Raw genomic sequence first — 16,660 nt, 5'->3', positions numbered from 1 at the left:
CTGGCAGAAAAAAGTGCGCCAAGTATAAAGAGAGGGAATCGATGAGAACAGACAGAATTTAAGCAGGCAGCCCGTTAGCCACAGTGGCAACGGGCCGCCGACGCATCAATCAAGAGGGTTTATTGCTGCCGTCATCGCCCGACAGCAGTTCATCCAGCTTGTCGCCGCCCACATGACGGAAATCCTGACCTTTGACGAAATAGAAGATAATTTCGCAAATGTTCTGGCAGCGATCGCCGATACGCTCGATGGCGCGGGCGCAGAACAGCGCGGTCAGCACGCTTGGGATAGTGCGCGGATCTTCCATCATGTAGGTCATCAGCTGACGCACGATGCCTTCGTACTCTTTATCCACCTTCTTATCTTCGCGGTAAATTTTGATGGCTTCGTTGAGATCCATGCGCGCGAACGCATCCAGCACGTCGTGCAGCATCTGCACAGTGTGATGACCAAGCGCTTCAAGGCTCACCAGTAGCGGCAGATGCTGCTGGCTGAACTTCTCCAGCGCAGTGCGGCTGATTTTTTCTGCCACGTCGCCAATGCGTTCCAGCTCAGAAATGGTCTTGATGATCGCCATTACCAGGCGCAAATCGCTGGCGGTCGGTTGGCGTTTGGCGATGATGCGCACGCAGGCTTCATCAATCTCCACTTCCATCATGTTGACCTTCTGGTCGCCGTCGATGACGTGACGCGCCAGCTCGCCATCCTGGTTGTGCATCGCGGTGATGGCGTCCATCAGCTGCTTCTCAACCATGCCGCCCATGATCATCACTTGCGTGCGAATGTGCTCCAGCTCCGCGTTGAACTGACCGGAGATGTGTTTGTTCAGATTTAAATTATCCATGTGCGTCTCCTGAATCAGCCGTAACGACCGGTGATGTAATCTTCGGTCTGCTTCTTTGCGGGCTTAGTGAACAAGGTATCGGTATCGCTGAACTCAATCAGCTCGCCCAGATACATAAAAGCGGTGTGGTCAGAACAACGCGCAGCCTGCTGCATGTTGTGAGTCACGATCACCACAGTGTAATCCTGCTTCAGTTCGGTGATCAGCTCTTCAATACGACCGGTTGAGATCGGATCCAGCGCGGAGCAAGGCTCATCCAGCAACAGCACTTCCGGGCGAATCGCGATGCCGCGGGCGATGCACAAACGCTGCTGCTGACCGCCGGAAAGACTGTAACCGCTCTGATGCAGCTTGTCTTTGGTTTCATTCCACAGCGCGGCTTTGGTCAGCGCCCACTGCACGCGCTCATCCATATCGGCACGCGACAGCTTCTCAAACAGCCGCACGCCGAAGGCGATGTTGTCATAAATCGACATCGGGAATGGCGTAGGCTTCTGGAACACCATACCGACGCGTGCGCGCAGCAGGGCGATATCCTGATTGGAAGCCAGAATGTTATCGCCATCCAGCAGGATGTCACCTTCAGCACGCTGCTCCGGATAGAGCGAGTACATTTTGTTGAAGGTGCGCAGCAAAGTGGATTTACCGCAGCCTGATGGGCCGATAAACGCGGTCACCTGGTTTTTGGTGATATCCAGATTGATGTTTTTCAGCGCGTGAAACTTACCGTAATAGAAGTTCAGATTACGGACCTGAATTTTACCGGCTGATGAAGTCACGTTACTCATTCTCGTCTCTCATAAGCAGCGCCGCCGAAGCCGCGCCGGGAAATTAGTGTTTGCCCTTGGCGAAAACCACACGCGCCACAATGTTCAGCAGCAGCACGCACACGGTAATAATCAGCACACCCGCCCACGCCAGGCTTTGCCACTCGGCAAACGGGCTCATGGCGAATTTAAAGATGGTGACCGGCAGGTTAGCGATCGGCTGCATCATGTCAGTGCTCCAGAACTGGTTCGACAGCGCAGTAAACAGCAGCGGTGCGGTTTCACCGGCAATACGCGCCACGGCCAACAGCACACCGGTGATGATGCCGGAAACCGAGGCTTTCAGCGTAATCGCCGAAATCATTTTCCACTTCGGCGTACCCAGCGCATAAGCCGCTTCACGCATGCTGTCGGGTACCAGACGCAGCATATTTTCGGAGGTACGAATCACAATCGGGATTTGCAGCAGCGCCAGCGCTACTACGCCCGCCCAACCGGAGAAGTGCTGCATCTGCGATACCACAATGGTGTAAACGAACAGGCCCACCACAATCGACGGTGCTGACAGCAGAATGTCGTTGATGAAGCGAATCACTTCCGCCAGCCAGTGTTTACGGCCATATTCCGCCAGATAAATCCCAGCCATGATGCCGAGCGGCGTTCCGATGATCGTTGACCAGAAAATCAGTAAACCGCTGCCGAGTAAGGCATTGGCTAAACCACCGCCTGCGGTGTTGGGCGGCGGTGTCGATTCGGTAAACAGCTCCCAGCTCAACCCATCAACGCCGCGCGTAACAGTGGTGAACAGAATCCACACCAGCCAGAACAGACCGAATGCCATGGTCATCAGCGACAGCGTCAGGGCAATTTTGTTTTTGGTACTGCGCCATGCCTGCATTTTGCGGCGCGAGGCTTCCAGCTCAGCGCGAGCCTGAACTTCAATAGCGGTCATGAACGGGCTCCTTCACTCTTCGCCAGACGCAGGATCATCAGTTTGGAGATCGCCAGCACGATAAAGGTAATCACGAACAGAATCAGACCCAGCTCCATCAGAGCCGCAACATGGACACCGGATTCCGCTTCGGCGAATTCGTTGGCCAACGCGGAGGTGATGCTGTTGCCCGGCATAAACAGCGAGGCGCTGTCGAGCTGGTAGGTGTTACCGATGATAAAGGTCACCGCCATGGTTTCACCCAACGCGCGGCCCAGGCCAAGCATCACGCCGCCGATCACGCCATTTTTGGTGAACGGCAGCACGATGCGCCAGATCACTTCCCACGTGGTGCAGCCGATACCGTAAGCCGACTCTTTCATCATCACCGGCGTTTGTTCAAATACGTCGCGCATCACCGAGGCGATGTACGGGATGATCATGATGGCGAGAATCACACCCGCCGCCAGAATGCCGATACCAAATGCCGGGCCAGAGAATAGCGTGCCGACAATCGGGATATTCGCCATCACGTTGCCAACCGGCGTCTGGAAATATTCGGCGAACAGCGGCGCGAAAACAAACAGGCCCCACATGCCGTACACGATGCTGGGGATGGCCGCCAGCAGCTCAATGGCGGTGCCCAGCGGGCGACGCAGCCAGCCTGGCGCCAGTTCGGTCAGGAACAGCGCGATGCCGAAGCTCACCGGCACGGCAATGATCAAGGCAATAATCGAGGTGACGAGGGTGCCGTAAATCGGTACCAGCGCACCAAATTGTTCGTTTGGCGCATCCCAGGTTTTGTTCCACAGGAAAGAGAAACCAAATTTTTGGATGCTTGGCCAGGAGGAGAAAATCAGGGAGACGATAATGCCGCCCATCAACAGCAACACGATAAGCGCGGATAGCTTCACCAGCGCGCCGAAAATCATGTCGCCTTGTTTACCGGGGGCTTTGAACGTCGGCTTAGTGGCAGCCATAGAATTCTCTGTTCTCAGGGGGATGTCAGGGCGGCACGCAGGCCGCCCATTGGGGTTGGCCAACCGTCTCGGCTGGCCGGGTCAATCTGTTACTGGTACAGCGCTTTACCGGAGCTATCTTTGATGTTCGCTTTCCACGCTGCACGAATCTGGTTAGCTACGCTTTCTGGCAGCGCGGCGTAATCCAGGTCGGTTGCGGTTTTGCTGCCACCTTTGTATGCCCAGTCGAAGAACTTCAGCACTTCGCTACCTTTCTCCGCATTCGCCTGATCTTTGTAAATCAGGATGAAGGTGGTTGAGGTGATCGGCCATGCATCGTTGCCTTTCTGGAAGGTCAGATCCTGAGCAAAGGTTTTGCTCCAGTCTGCGCCTTTCGCGGCGTTAGCAAAGCTCTCTTCACTTGGTGCGACCGCTTTACCGTCGGCATCAACCAGTTTGGTGTAGGTCAGGTTGTTCTGCTTGGCGTAAGCGTATTCCACATAGCCAATTGAACCCGGCAGACGCTGTACAAACGCGGCCACGCCGTCGTTACCTTTACCGCCCAGTCCGGTTGGCCAGTTAACGGTGTTACCTTTACCAATTTTGCTGTTCCACTCTTCGTTCACTTTTGCCAGGTAGCTGGTGAAGACGAAAGAAGTACCGGAACCGTCAGCGCGGCGAACCACGTTGATGTTGGAATCTGGCAGTTTCACGCCTGGGTTCAGTTTAGTGATCGCCGGGTCGTTCCACTTTTTGATGGTGCCGAGGTAGATGTCGCCCACGGTTTTACCGTCAAGAGTCAGTTCGCCAGATTTCACACCTGGGATGTTAACCGCCAGCACCACACCACCAATGACGGTAGGGAACTGGAACAGGCCGTTTTTCTGCAGATCTTCTTCTTTCATTGGCGCATCAGACGCACCGAAATCGACGGTTTTCGCGATGATTTGCTTCACGCCGCCGGAAGAACCAATACCCTGATAGTTGATTTTGCTACCGGTGGCTTGCTGGTACTCGGCTGCCCACTTGGCATAAACCGGCGCCGGGAATGTCCCGCCTGCGCCCGTCAGATCGGTGGCTGCAAAAGCAGAAACCGCGCTTACTGCGAAGGTGGCGGCGAGGATTCGGGCTACGGTGCTACGCATCAGTGTCATGTTCCCTCCAGGGGATTCAAAAAAATCAGGCTCAATGCCTTTTTAGTAGGAGTCAGTGATTGCTGCTGGAGGGAAAATAGGACAGTTTGATGACAGTGAAATGTACGAAATGTGACAGTTATATGACAGCGTGCAGAAATGAAGCGGGCCCGTTGCGGGCCCACTCTTGTTACTGATTATTCAACGGTAACCGATTTCGCCAGGTTACGCGGTTGGTCAACATCGGTACCTTTAATCAGCGCCACATGGTACGAGAGCAGCTGTAACGGCACGGTGTAGAAGATCGGTGCAATCACCTCTTCTACGTGCGGCAGGGAGATGATTTTCATGCCATCGCTGTCGCTGAAACCGGCATCCTGATCGGCAAACACATACAGCAAACCGCCGCGCGCGCGTACCTCTTCAATATTGGATTTCAGCTTCTCCAGCAGTTCGTTGTTGGGCGCGACCACGATCACTGGCATATCCGCATCAATCAGCGCCAGCGGGCCGTGCTTCAGCTCGCCCGCCGCATAGGCTTCGGCGTGGATATAGGAGATCTCTTTCAGCTTCAGCGCGCCTTCCATCGCGATCGGATACTGATCGCCACGGCCAAGGAACAGCGCGTGATGCTTATCAGAGAAACCTTCCGCCAGGTTTTCGATCACTTTGTCCTGCGCCAGCATCTGTTCGATGCGGCTCGGCAAGGCCTGCAGCGCGTGCACAATCTCGTGCTCGGTTTCGGCTTTCATGCCGTGCAGACGACCGAGTTTCGCCACCAGCATCAGCAATACTGCCAGCTGCGTGGTGAAGGCTTTGGTGGATGCCACGCCAATTTCAGTGCCGGCTTTGGTCATCAGCGCTAAATCGGATTCACGCACCAGCGATGAACCGGCCACATTACAGATCGCCAGCGAACCGAGATAACCCAGCTCTTTCGACAGGCGCAGCGCCGCCAGCGTATCGGCGGTTTCACCCGATTGTGACAGCGTGATCAGCAGGCTATTTTTACGCACTGCAGATTTGCGATAACGGAATTCTGAAGCAATTTCCACATCACAAGGCAGGTTAGCCAGCGACTCAAACCAGTAACGCGAAACCATGCCGGAGTTGTATGACGTACCGCAGGCAATGATCTGAATATGTTCGACCTGGCTCAACAGCTTCTCAGCATCCGGGCCCAGCTCGCTGAGATCGACTTCGCCGTGATTAAAACGACCGGTGATGGTGTTTTTGATCGCGTTCGGCTGCTCGTAAATCTCTTTCTGCATGTAGTGACGATAGATGCCTTTGTCGCCGGCATCGTATTGCGCGGTCGATTCGATTTCAGCGCGCTTAGTGGTTTTACCGTCACGATCGATAATGGTGACTTCGCGGCGGGTGATCTCGGCAATATCGCCCTCTTCCAGATAGATGAAGCGACGCGTCACCGGCAGCAGCGCCAGCTGATCGGAAGCGATAAAGTTTTCGCCCACGCCACGGCCAATCACCAGCGGGCTACCGGAACGCGCCGCCAACAGCAGCGAAGGATCGCGGCTGTCCATGATCACCATGCCATACGCACCGCGCAGCTGCGGAATGACGCGCAGCACCACTTCACGCAGTGTGCCGCCTTGCTTCTGCTCCCAATGCACCAGATGCGCCACCACTTCGGTGTCGGTTTCTGAGGCAAAGTGATAGCCGCGCTCAAGCAACTGCGCGCGCAGCGGCTCATGGTTTTCAATGATGCCGTTGTGCACGATGATGATGTGCTCGGAAACGTGCGGATGCGCATTGGCCTCCGACGGTTCACCGTGTGTCGCCCAGCGCGTGTGTGCGATACCGGTGCCGCCAATCAGCGGCTGCTGCTCTGCGGCTTCCGCCAGGTTCTGCACTTTACCCAGACGACGCAGGCGCGTCATGTGGCCCTGACGATCGACGACGGCTAATCCCGCGGAGTCATAACCGCGATACTCAAGACGACGCAAACCTTCCAGCAGAATTTCTGCGATGTCACGCTGCGCTACTGCACCAACAATTCCACACATAGTAATTTCCTGACTTCATGGCTTTCGGCCATTGCGTTGTCATACGACCTGATTTCCCCGAGCCTTGTAGAGAGTGGGGATATTTTTTTATGGCACTGCTATCAGGCCGATCGTTGTCGGCCTTTAAAATTTATTATTTCTTAACAGGACGCTGCCAGCCCGATTTTTGATTCTGTTCTTTACGGTTGTAGACCAGATCCGCAGCTAACACATCTTTCATTATCGTGGTGCCCGCGGCGATGGTCGCACCGCTCGCCACGCTGACTGGCGCCACCAGCTGGGTATCCGAACCGATAAACACGTTGTCGCCAATGATGGTTTTGGATTTGTTGGCGCCATCATAGTTACAGGTAATGGTACCCGCACCGATATTCACGCCCGCGCCAATTTCCGCATCGCCGAGATAAGAGAGATGACCGGCTTTGGAGCCTTTGCCGAGCGTGGCTTTCTTCATCTCTACAAAGTTGCCCACATGCGCCGCTTCCGCCAACTCGCTGCCCGGACGCAGACGCGCAAAAGGCCCAACCGTACAAGCAGCGGCTAACGTGGCATCTTCGATCACCGAATAAGGGCTGATTTCACAGTCGTCAGCAATCACGCTGTTTTTGATGATGCAGCCGGCACCGATTTTTACGCGGTTGCCGAGCGTGACCTTGCCTTCGATGATCACGTTGGTGTCGATCTCCACATCGCGGCCGTGTTGCAACGCACCGCGCAGATCGAAACGCGCCGGATCGCGCAGCATCACACCTGCCAGCAGCAGCTTTTCTGCCTGCTCGCTTTGGTAGACACGCTCAAGCGTTGCCAGCTGCAGGCGATTATTGACGCCATCGGTTTCGCTGATGCGCGCCGGATGCACCGCATTGATCACGCGGCCTTCGTGGTGCGCCATGGCGATGATGTCGGTGATATAGAATTCGCCCTGCGCATTATTGTTGTTAAGTTGTGCCAGCCAGCGCTTGAGGTCGCCACCGTTGGCAATCAGGATGCCGGTGTTAATTTCCTGAATTTTTAGCTGTTCTGGCGAGGCATCTTTCTGCTCAATGATGCCGATCACCGTGCCGTTTTCACGCACGATACGACCGTAGCCGGTTGGGTTATCCAGAACTACGGTGAGTAAGCCAATGCCACCCGCGGGTTTCGCGTCGCGCAGACGTTGCAAGCTGGCCTGCGAGATCAGCGGCACGTCGCCGTACAGCATCAGAATATCTTCGTCATCGGCAAAGAAGGGCGCGGCCTGCTGCATCGCATGACCAGTACCCAGTTGCTCAGCCTGCAGCACCCAGTTGAGTGCGTTATGCGCTAACGTTGACTGCAGTAAATCTCCGCCGTGGCCGTAAACCAGATGGATCTGCTGGGCGCCCAAACCGGTTGCGGCATCAATAACGTGCTGAACCATTGGTTTACCTGCAAGAGTATGCAGAACTTTGGGCAGGTCGGAATACATTCGGGTGCCTTTGCCAGCGGCTAAGATCACCACACTCATCGCGTTCGTAGACATAACTATCCTGATTCTCTTCAACTTTCGAAAGTGTAAGGTTTAACCCCGAGATTACTACATTTTTCTCGGGTCGAAATTAGCCGGGCTCAGCGCCAGGCGGCAAATTCGGGGCAAAAAAAATGCCAACCCAAAGGGCTGGCATTTCGTGACGCATAAAGCCTGATTACATCGCTTTTTTGGTCAGCTCGATGACACGCAGTTTCGCGATGGCTTTCGCCAGTTCCGCAGAAGCCTGAGCATAGTCCACGTCGCCGTGGCTGCTGTTCATGTGCTCTTCCGCTTTACGTTTCGCTTCCAGCGCGCGCGCTTCGTCGAGGTCTTCACCGCGAATCGCGGTGTCGGCCAGAACGGTGGTGCTGCCAGGCTGAACTTCCAGCACGCCGCCAGAGAGGTAAATAAACTCCTCTTCGCCGTGCTGTTTCACGATGTGAATCATACCAGGCTTGATGGCTGTCAGCAGCGGGGCGTGGCCAGGACGAATCCCCAGCTCACCTTCGCTACCTGACACCTGGATACGCTCGACCAGACCGGAGAACATTTGTTGCTCCGCGCTGACCACGTCCAGATGATAAGTCATAGCCATACCATTCCTCCTGGGAAACCTAAATTACAGTTTCTTCGCTTTTTCTACGGCTTCTTCGATAGCGCCGACCATGTAGAACGCCTGCTCTGGCAGGTGGTCGAATTCGCCTTCCATGATGCCTTTGAAGCCACGGATGGTGTCTTTCAGGGTGACGTACTTACCTGGAGAACCGGTGAAGACTTCAGCAACGAAGAACGGCTGAGACAGGAAGCGCTGAATCTTACGCGCACGTGCCACCAGCAGCTTGTCTTCTTCAGACAGCTCGTCCATACCCAGGATAGCGATGATGTCTTTCAGTTCCTGGTAACGCTGCAGCAGAGACTGCACGCCACGCGCAACGTCATAGTGCTCCTGACCCACGATCAGTGGATCCAGCTGACGGCTGGTAGAATCCAGCGGGTCAACGGCTGGGTAGATACCCAGAGAGGCGATCTGACGGCTCAGCGTAACGGTTGAGTCTAAGTGAGCAAAGGTGGTTGCTGGTGACGGGTCAGTCAAGTCATCCGCAGGAACGTAAACGGCCTGTACAGAGGTGATTGAACCGGTCTTCGTGGAGGTAATACGCTCCTGCAACACACCCATCTCTTCTGCCAGCGTTGGCTGATAGCCTACCGCAGATGGCATACGACCCAGCAGTGCTGATACTTCAGTACCGGCCAGGGTGTAACGATAGATGTTGTCGATGAACAGCAGAACGTCACGGCCTTCATCACGGAATTTTTCCGCCATGGTCAAACCGGTCAGTGCTACGCGCAGACGGTTACCCGGCGGCTCGTTCATCTGGCCATACACCAGCGCTACTTTATCGATAACGTTGGAGTCAGTCATTTCGTGGTAGAAGTCGTTACCCTCACGAGTACGCTCACCCACACCAGCAAATACCGAATAACCTGAGTGCTCAGCCGCGATGTTACGGATCAGCTCCATCATGTTTACGGTTTTACCTACACCCGCACCACCGAACAGACCGACTTTACCGCCCTTAGCGAACGGACACATCAGGTCGATAACCTTGATGCCGGTTTCCAGCAGTTCCTGCGAGTTAGACTGATCTTCATACGAAGGTGCTGCACGGTGAATAGAGGAAACCTCTACTACAGTGCCGTCGTCATTCTGCAGGTCGCCTTTCATGTCGATTGGCTCACCCAATACGTTCATGATACGGCCGAGGGTTGCTTTACCAACCGGAACCTGGATAGGTTTTTTCAGGTCGGTAACTTCCAGACCGCGCTTCAGGCCGTCAGAAGTACCCATGGCGATGGTACGAACCACGCCACCACCCAGCTGCTGCTGAACTTCCAGCACCAGACGAGCATCACCATTTTTCACCTCGAGAGCGCTGTATACCTGCGGTACCGCGTCCTGAGGGAATTCGACGTCAACTACGGCGCCGATAATCTGGACAATCTTTCCAGCTGCCATCTTGAATCCTCTACCTAATACGAAAATACCCAGCCGCGCTCGCGCGACAGGATATATGCCTGGTTAAACCGCGGAGGCTCCCGAGACGATCTCGGTAAGTTCCTGGGTGATGCTGGCCTGACGAGCTTTGTTGTAAACCAACTGCAGCTCTTTGATCAGGTTTCCGCCGTTGTCGGTTGCAGCTTTCATTGCAACCATACGTGCGGCCTGCTCACTGGCCAGGTTTTCCACCACACCCTGATAAACCTGCGATTCGACGTAACGACGCAGCAGGGTATCCAGCAGCGCTTTCGGATCGGGTTCGTACAGGTAATCCCAGGTCTTCGCCTTCATCTCTTCTTCACCTTCCGCTGGCGGTAACGGCAGCAGTTGGGTAATGGTCGGAGTCTGAGACATGGTGTTGTTAAACTTGTTGGCAACGATATACAGCTTGTCGATGCGACCTTCATCGTAGGCCTGCAACATCACTTTTACCGGGCCGATCAAATCAGACAGTGCAGGCTTATCGCCCATACCGGTGACTTGTGCCACGATGTTGCCACCTACAGAGCCGAAGAATGAATTGCCTTTCGAACCGATAACAGCCAGATCGCTCTGTACGCCTTTATCCGCCCAGCTTTTCATATCTGCCAGCAATTTTTTGAACAGGTTAATGTTCAAACCACCACAAAGCCCGCGGTCAGTCGAAACGACCAGGTAGCCGACGCGCTTAACGTCACGCTCATCCAGGTAAGGGTGCTTGTATTCCAGATTACCCAAGGCAAGGTGACCAATCACTTTGCGCATGGTATCTGCATACGGACGGCTGGCCGCCATGCGTTCCTGCGTTTTACGCATTTTGGAGGCGGCGACCATTTCCATCGCTTTGGTGATCTTCTGCGTATTTTTTACGCTTCCGATCTTACTACGTATTTCTTTTGCGCCGGCCATTAGCTTCTCCTCAAAGCCTTGCGGCCTGCCTTTTCAGACAAGCCGCCAGACATTACCAGGACTGGGTTGCTTTAAACGTTTCGAGGAGGCCTTTCAGCTTCTCTTCGATTTCGTTATTGAAGTTACCCGCTTGGTTGATTTCAGCCATCAGCTCAGCGTGATCGCGATCCGCGAACGCCAGCAGAGCGGCTTCGAAGCTGCCGACTTTCGCCAGTTCAACATCGTTCAGATAGCCGCGCTCAGCAGCAAACAGCACCAGACCCTGTTGCGCGACTGACATCGGCGCATACTGTTTCTGTTTCAGCAGCTCGGTCACTTTCTGACCGTGGCTCAGCTGTTTGCGCGTTGCATCGTCCAGATCGGAAGCGAACTGAGAGAACGCAGCCAGTTCACGATACTGTGCCAGCGCGGTACGAATACCACCGGACAGTTTCTTGATGATCTTGGTCTGTGCAGCACCACCAACACGGGATACCGAAATACCCGGGTTAACGGCTGGACGAATACCGGAGTTGAACAGGTTAGATTCCAGGAAGATCTGACCATCAGTAATCGAGATTACGTTGGTCGGAACGAACGCAGAAACGTCACCCGCCTGAGTTTCGATGATTGGCAGTGCGGTCAGAGAACCGGTCTGGCCTTTCACTTCACCGTTGGTGAAGCGCTCAACGTAGTCAGCGCTAACGCGTGATGCACGCTCCAGCAGACGAGAGTGGAGATAGAACACGTCACCAGGGAATGCTTCACGACCTGGTGGACGGCGCAGCAGCAGAGAAATCTGACGGTAAGCAACAGCCTGCTTAGACAGGTCATCGTACACGATCAGTGCATCTTCACCGCGGTCACGGAAGTACTCACCCATCGCACAACCGGCGTACGGTGACAGGTACTGCAGTGCTGCAGATTCAGAAGCAGAAGCGACAACCACGATGGTGTTAGCCAGCGCGCCGTGCTCTTCCAGTTTGCGTACTACGTTAGAAATGGTTGACGCTTTCTGACCAATCGCAACGTAGACACACTTGATGCCTGAATCGCGCTGGTTAATGATGGCGTCGATTGCCATTGCAGTTTTACCGGTCTGACGGTCACCGATGATCAGCTCACGCTGGCCACGGCCGATTGGAATCATCGCATCGACAGATTTGTAACCGGTCTGAACAGGCTGGTCTACTGACTGACGGTCGATAACGCCCGGTGCAATCACTTCAACAGGCGAGAAGCCGTCGTTTTCGATTGCGCCTTTACCGTCGATCGGTGCACCCAGGGTGTTCACCACACGGCCCAGCAGGCCACGGCCAACTGGAACTTCTAAAATACGACCCGTACATTTTACTTTCATGCCTTCCGCGAGGTCAGCATACGGGCCCATCACTACTGCACCAACCGAGTCACGCTCGAGGTTCAGTGCGATAGCGTAACGGTTGCCCGGCAGGGCAATCATCTCACCCTGCATGACATCGGCCAGGCCGTGTACGCGGATGATACCGTCACTTACAGAAACAATAGTACCTTCGTTGTGAGCTTCACTCACGACATTGAACTGAGCAATGCGCTGCTTGATCAGTTCGCTGATTTCGGTGGAATTCAGTTGCATATGCTCCAGTCCCCTTAAGACTGCAAGACGTCTGCCAGACGATCAAGACGGCCGCGTACGCTGCCATCAATGACCAGGTCACCCGCACGGATAACCACACCTGCCATTACAGACTTATCAATTTTGCAATTCAGCTTAACTTTACGTGACAGACGTTTTTCCATCGCGGCGCTGATTTTAGTCAGCTGACTGTCACTCAGCGTGCTGGCAGAAATCACATCAACTTCGGCTGTCGCTTCATAAGCGTCACGCAGTTGAATGTACTGAGCCAGTACGGCTGGAAGCGCTGTCAAACGTCCGTTTTCGGCCATTACCTTAATCAGGTTCTGGGCGTTTTCATCAAGTTGATCGCCACAAACTGCAATGAAAGAAGCAGACAAAGCTTCCGGTGCGAGCGCACCGGAAAGAAGATCTGCGATCTGTTCGTTGCGAGCCACTTCTGCGGCAAACGCCAGCATGGATTGCCAGCGATCGATGCTTTGATGCTCAACAGCAAAGTCAAAAGCTGCTTTGGCGTAGGGGCGAGCTACAGTAATCAGATCAGACATCAGCCCCTCCCTCCTTACAGTTCAGCGACCAGTTTATCAACGATGTCGCTGTTAGCAGCTTCATCCACGGAACGTTCGATGATTTTCTCGGCGCCAGCTAATGCCAGCAACGCGACTTGCTTACGCAGCTCTTCACGGGCACGCGAACGCTCGGCATCAATTTCTGCCTGCGCCTGCGCCACGATGCGGTTACGTTCAGTCTCAGCTTCGGTTTTCGCTTCGTCCAGAATCTGGGCACGGCGTTTGTTCGCCTGCTCGATAATGACCTGAGCGTCTTCTTTCGCTTTTTTCAGCTGGTCGGTCGCATTGGCCTGCGCGAGATCTAAATCTTTCTTCGCGCGCTCAGCAGAAGCAAGGCCTTCAGCAATTTCTTTCTGGCGCTTTTCGATGGCAGCCATAATCGGCGGCCATACGTACTTCATGCAGAACGCGACAAACAGAATGAACGCGATGGCCTGGCCGAGGATTGTTGCATTAATGTTCACAGCACAATGCCTCTTATTAAGTTAACTTGCTCTGCCGCTATCAGAGATAAACGGCAGAATCCGTCCCTCATCACACCAAGTGCCATGAGTGAACAAGGCTACCAGGTTTAAGCGACAGCAAACATCACGTAGAGACCCAGACCTACAGCGATCATCGGGATTGCATCCACCAGACCCATTACAACAAAGAACTGCGTACGCAGCAGAGGGATCAGATCCGGTTGACGCGCGGCGCCTTCCAGGAATTTACCTCCGAGGATGCCGATACCGATCGCAGCACCGATTGCCGCCAGGCCCATCATCACAGCGGCAGCCATGTACAGCAGATCCATATTCAGGTTTTCCATGACAGTCTCCAGTTTGTTTCAGTTAAAAGCTTAAGTGTTGAGATAAAAATCAATGTTCTTCAGATGCCATCGACAGATAGACGATCGTGAGGACCATGAAAATGAAAGCCTGCAGCGAAATGATCAGGATGTGGAAAATGGCCCAAGGCACATTCAACAACCACTGCGACCACCACGGCAGCAAGCCGGCAATCAGGATAAAGATCAACTCACCCGCATACATGTTGCCGAACAGTCGCAGACCCAGTGAAACAGGCTTGGACAGCAGGCTAACACCTTCAAGAATCAGGTTAATGGGGATGAAGATCGGGTGATTAAAAGGCTGCAGCGTCAACTCTTTGGTGAAGCCGCCAATGCCTTTCATTTTGATGCTGTAGAACAGAATCAAAATAAATACGCCCAGCGCCATAGACAGCGTGATGTTCACGTCTGCAGACGGCACGACGCGCAGCGCCGGCAGGCCTAAATAGTGCTCGCCGATAAACGGCAGCAAATCGATAGGCAGCAGATCCATGAAGTTCATCAGGAAGACCCAGACGAAGATCGTCAGAGCCAGCGGGGCGATAAGTTTGCTTTTACCGTGGTACATGTCGCGCACGTTGTTATCAACGAAGCCGACAACCAGTTCGATAGCCGCTTGTAATTTCCCTGGAACACCGCTGGTAGCGCTTTTCGCCACTTTGCGGAACAACACCAGGAAAATCAGTCCCAGCACCACAGAGAAAAACATGGAATCGATATTTAATACCCAGAACGTCGCGGGAGCGTCGTGCGGATTCACCAACTCGAAAGTACGCAGGTCCAACTGAAGGTTATTCAGGTGGTGACCTATGTATTCTTGCGGAGTAGAGATTTCTCCAGCAGCCATGATGCCTCTTACCCTTTGTTGTTAATTACAGCCGGAGCGACGATCTGCACCACCAGCACCGATAACCACGTGATTGCGAGTGGCCAGAAGACCGCTCCAAACACACCCAACGCCACCGCGAGGAAAATGACGGTTGTGAACACCTTCAACACTTCACCGAGGGCAAAGCTCCAGGCAACACGTCCTTTCGCAGGCGTTTGATCCTGCAGGCGCCAGGCCAAAAACATAAACAACACGTTCGGCAGCCAGGCTGCCACGCCACCCGCGATGGCGGAGGCGCCCCAGGTAACCTCTTTCAGGGTAAAGAGCGCACCGATGATGACAAAGGTCACCAGCTGAATGATCAGCACGGCCCGGGCTAATTTCACACTGTAAAGAGACACTGACATGACGCTGAACTCTCCTGCCCCGAACGGGGTATGTCGCGTGTCGTATAAGACTGCCTTTACTCATTTGAGTCAAGCAGCAAAAGCCGTGCAAATTATACGGGCGCCACCTGCGATTTCAATCGGTAAGTAGCGAAAAGGTGAACAATTATTTAAATTTCTTTCTGAAGGGCTATTTTTCAAAACATCGTCTTCAGGCAATGTCTGACTTTAAGTCTGAAAATGCCCGACCGACTTGCTTTTAAAGCGTGCTTTAGATCACATAATAAACAAGGAATGCCTGACTGAATTTGTTTCAGACAAGATTTATACGATTTCTAAATTGTATTAAGCACTTATAAATCAGAGTCTTAATTTTATTATTTAACTGTTGCGCTTCGATTTTCGAGAAAAACACTCTATTGACATCATGCGCTGCAATAAAAACGCAAAACTGATATTACGTACGCCAATTTATTGCAAAGTTATATTTTCACCAGTGATTATTTGGTTGGGTAAATACACCCAAAAAAGTGATCTCCGTGATAATGAAATGTGAATTATTCGTTAAATGTAACAGAGATTTTCGGATAATTTCCGCCGGGGATGTTAACTCGCGCGCCCTGCCCTGCGAAATAAAAGCTTTTACCTAAAAGTGTTCAATCGCTGCTTTTTCGTTCAGGGCAATAACTAAGACAAACGGCATGAAGCAGCTTAAATCCATACCGTTTAAAAGGCTATTGGCGGGTAATCACCACCAGATGACGTTCACCATCCAGCTCGGGTACCTGCAGAGGTTGAATTTTTTCCACCTTAAAGCCAGCGGGTAATGCAGCAATCTCATCATCCGGACGCACACCTTTCAGGGCATAAAAGCGACCTTCAGGACCCGGCAGATGATGACACCAGGTCAGCATATCCTCGAGTGAAGCAAATGCACGACTGATAACACCGTCGAATGGCGGCTCAGACGGGTACTCTTCAACGCGGCTCTGCACCGGCGTGACGTTAGTAAGTCCTAACTCATGTTGTACCTGACGCAGGAATCGCACGCGTTTGCCGAGGCTATCCAGCAAGGTGAAATGCGATTGCGGGCGCACAATGGCCAGCGGAATGCCTGGTAAGCCCGGACCGGTGCCGACATCAATAAAGCGTTCGCCCTGCAAATGTGGCTCAACCACCACGCTGTCGAGAATATGGCGTACCAGCATCTGCTGCGGGTCGCGCACTGATGTCAGGTTATAGGCCTTATTCCACTTATGTAACAACTCAACATAGCCAACCAACTGCTGTTTTTGTTGATCGGTAAGGGAAATGTTTGCCGCTTTTAGCAGCGAGGAGAGTTTGTTGATCACA

17 protein-coding genes are annotated in these 16,660 nt (G+C 53.5%); all 17 read right to left on the bottom strand.

What is annotated here, in order from left to right; all coding sequences use genetic code 11:
• Nucleotides 1-109: 109 nt before the first annotated feature.
• Complete coding sequence (gene phoU, locus IB226_RS19870; RefSeq protein WP_007893583.1) at nt 110-844, bottom strand: phosphate signaling complex protein PhoU; 735 nt, start codon at nt 842-844, stop codon at nt 110-112.
• Between the two features lie 14 nt (nt 845-858).
• Complete coding sequence (gene pstB / locus IB226_RS19865) at nt 859-1,632, bottom strand: phosphate ABC transporter ATP-binding protein PstB (RefSeq protein ID WP_101763905.1); 774 nt, start codon at nt 1,630-1,632, stop codon at nt 859-861.
• A 43-nt stretch (nt 1,633-1,675) separates the two neighbouring features.
• Nucleotides 1,676-2,563, bottom strand: a complete 888-nt coding sequence (gene pstA / locus IB226_RS19860) for a phosphate ABC transporter permease PstA (protein ID WP_101763906.1) — start codon at nt 2,561-2,563, stop codon at nt 1,676-1,678.
• Entirely contained in the window at nt 2,560-3,522 is a 963-nt protein-coding gene (gene pstC / locus IB226_RS19855) for a phosphate ABC transporter permease PstC (protein WP_101763907.1), read from the bottom strand. Before pstC ends, pstA begins: the two co-directional genes overlap by 4 nt.
• Nucleotides 3,523-3,611: 89 nt before the next feature.
• Nucleotides 3,612-4,655 carry a phosphate ABC transporter substrate-binding protein PstS gene (gene pstS, locus IB226_RS19850; protein ID WP_049852409.1) on the bottom strand — a complete coding sequence of 348 codons (1,044 nt, stop codon included), beginning with the start codon at nt 4,653-4,655 and terminating at the stop codon, nt 3,612-3,614.
• A 176-nt stretch (nt 4,656-4,831) separates the two neighbouring features.
• Nucleotides 4,832-6,661: a glutamine--fructose-6-phosphate transaminase (isomerizing) gene (gene glmS, locus IB226_RS19845; RefSeq protein ID WP_192236797.1), complete on the bottom strand. Its 1,830-nt coding sequence runs from the start codon at nt 6,659-6,661 to the stop codon at nt 4,832-4,834.
• Nucleotides 6,662-6,794: 133 nt separating this feature from the next.
• Nucleotides 6,795-8,162 carry a bifunctional UDP-N-acetylglucosamine diphosphorylase/glucosamine-1-phosphate N-acetyltransferase GlmU gene (glmU, locus tag IB226_RS19840; RefSeq protein WP_192236796.1) on the bottom strand — a complete coding sequence of 456 codons (1,368 nt, stop codon included), beginning with the start codon at nt 8,160-8,162 and terminating at the stop codon, nt 6,795-6,797.
• Nucleotides 8,163-8,325: 163 nt separating this feature from the next.
• On the bottom strand, nt 8,326-8,745 hold the full coding sequence (locus tag IB226_RS19835) for a F0F1 ATP synthase subunit epsilon (protein WP_008106717.1): 420 nt from the start codon (nt 8,743-8,745) through the stop codon (nt 8,326-8,328).
• Between the two features lie 24 nt (nt 8,746-8,769).
• Nucleotides 8,770-10,167, bottom strand: coding sequence for a F0F1 ATP synthase subunit beta (atpD, locus tag IB226_RS19830; protein ID WP_008106718.1), 1,398 nt, complete (start codon nt 10,165-10,167; stop codon nt 8,770-8,772).
• Nucleotides 10,168-10,230: 63 nt separating this feature from the next.
• Nucleotides 10,231-11,097 (bottom strand): F0F1 ATP synthase subunit gamma, encoded by an 867-nt coding sequence (gene atpG, locus IB226_RS19825; RefSeq protein WP_101763910.1) that lies wholly within the window; start codon nt 11,095-11,097, stop codon nt 10,231-10,233.
• 52 nt (nt 11,098-11,149) lie between these two features.
• Entirely contained in the window at nt 11,150-12,691 is a 1,542-nt protein-coding gene (gene atpA / locus IB226_RS19820; protein ID WP_008106721.1) for a F0F1 ATP synthase subunit alpha, read from the bottom strand.
• A 14-nt stretch (nt 12,692-12,705) separates the two neighbouring features.
• Nucleotides 12,706-13,239: a F0F1 ATP synthase subunit delta gene (gene atpH, locus IB226_RS19815; protein ID WP_008106723.1), complete on the bottom strand. Its 534-nt coding sequence runs from the start codon at nt 13,237-13,239 to the stop codon at nt 12,706-12,708.
• Between the two features lie 14 nt (nt 13,240-13,253).
• On the bottom strand, nt 13,254-13,724 hold the full coding sequence (gene atpF / locus IB226_RS19810) for a F0F1 ATP synthase subunit B (protein ID WP_007893603.1): 471 nt from the start codon (nt 13,722-13,724) through the stop codon (nt 13,254-13,256).
• Nucleotides 13,725-13,831: 107 nt separating this feature from the next.
• A complete protein-coding gene (gene atpE, locus IB226_RS19805) occupies nt 13,832-14,071 on the bottom strand; it encodes a F0F1 ATP synthase subunit C (RefSeq protein ID WP_003849523.1) in 240 nt (79 codons plus the stop codon).
• A gap of 49 nt (nt 14,072-14,120) precedes the next feature.
• The gene (atpB, locus tag IB226_RS19800) at nt 14,121-14,939 is read right to left on the bottom strand and encodes a F0F1 ATP synthase subunit A (protein ID WP_007893608.1); all 819 of its coding nucleotides are present in this window, start codon (nt 14,937-14,939) and stop codon (nt 14,121-14,123) included.
• A gap of 8 nt (nt 14,940-14,947) precedes the next feature.
• The gene (atpI, locus tag IB226_RS19795; RefSeq protein WP_064738312.1) at nt 14,948-15,328 is read right to left on the bottom strand and encodes a F0F1 ATP synthase subunit I; all 381 of its coding nucleotides are present in this window, start codon (nt 15,326-15,328) and stop codon (nt 14,948-14,950) included.
• Nucleotides 15,329-16,041: 713 nt separating this feature from the next.
• Nucleotides 16,042-16,659, bottom strand: coding sequence for a 16S rRNA (guanine(527)-N(7))-methyltransferase RsmG (rsmG, locus tag IB226_RS19790; protein ID WP_192236795.1), 618 nt, complete (start codon nt 16,657-16,659; stop codon nt 16,042-16,044).
• Nucleotide 16,660: the final 1 nt, after the last annotated feature.

The organism is Pantoea sp. PNT03 (genome assembly GCF_014852515.1).
Classification (GTDB): domain Bacteria; phylum Pseudomonadota; class Gammaproteobacteria; order Enterobacterales; family Enterobacteriaceae; genus Pantoea; species Pantoea leporis.
This window is presented reverse-complemented; position numbering and strand designations above follow the sequence as displayed.

Coding starts and splice junctions, on each gene's coding strand:
- atpD (WP_008106718.1), bottom strand. CDS start 10,167: ATGGCAGCTGGAAAGATTGTCCAGATTATCGGCGCCGTAGTTGACGTC.
- pstA (WP_101763906.1), bottom strand. CDS start 2,563: ATGACCGCTATTGAAGTTCAGGCTCGCGCTGAGCTGGAAGCCTCGCGC.
- IB226_RS19835 (WP_008106717.1), bottom strand. CDS start 8,745: ATGGCTATGACTTATCATCTGGACGTGGTCAGCGCGGAGCAACAAATG.
- atpI (WP_064738312.1), bottom strand. CDS start 15,328: ATGTCAGTGTCTCTTTACAGTGTGAAATTAGCCCGGGCCGTGCTGATC.
- atpG (WP_101763910.1), bottom strand. CDS start 11,097: ATGGCCGGCGCAAAAGAAATACGTAGTAAGATCGGAAGCGTAAAAAAT.
- pstC (WP_101763907.1), bottom strand. CDS start 3,522: ATGGCTGCCACTAAGCCGACGTTCAAAGCCCCCGGTAAACAAGGCGAC.
- pstS (WP_049852409.1), bottom strand. CDS start 4,655: ATGACACTGATGCGTAGCACCGTAGCCCGAATCCTCGCCGCCACCTTC.
- glmS (WP_192236797.1), bottom strand. CDS start 6,661: ATGTGTGGAATTGTTGGTGCAGTAGCGCAGCGTGACATCGCAGAAATT.
- atpH (WP_008106723.1), bottom strand. CDS start 13,239: ATGTCTGATCTGATTACTGTAGCTCGCCCCTACGCCAAAGCAGCTTTT.
- atpB (WP_007893608.1), bottom strand. CDS start 14,939: ATGGCTGCTGGAGAAATCTCTACTCCGCAAGAATACATAGGTCACCAC.
- phoU (WP_007893583.1), bottom strand. CDS start 844: ATGGATAATTTAAATCTGAACAAACACATCTCCGGTCAGTTCAACGCG.
- atpA (WP_008106721.1), bottom strand. CDS start 12,691: ATGCAACTGAATTCCACCGAAATCAGCGAACTGATCAAGCAGCGCATT.
- atpE (WP_003849523.1), bottom strand. CDS start 14,071: ATGGAAAACCTGAATATGGATCTGCTGTACATGGCTGCCGCTGTGATG.
- glmU (WP_192236796.1), bottom strand. CDS start 8,162: ATGTCTACGAACGCGATGAGTGTGGTGATCTTAGCCGCTGGCAAAGGC.
- pstB (WP_101763905.1), bottom strand. CDS start 1,632: ATGAGTAACGTGACTTCATCAGCCGGTAAAATTCAGGTCCGTAATCTG.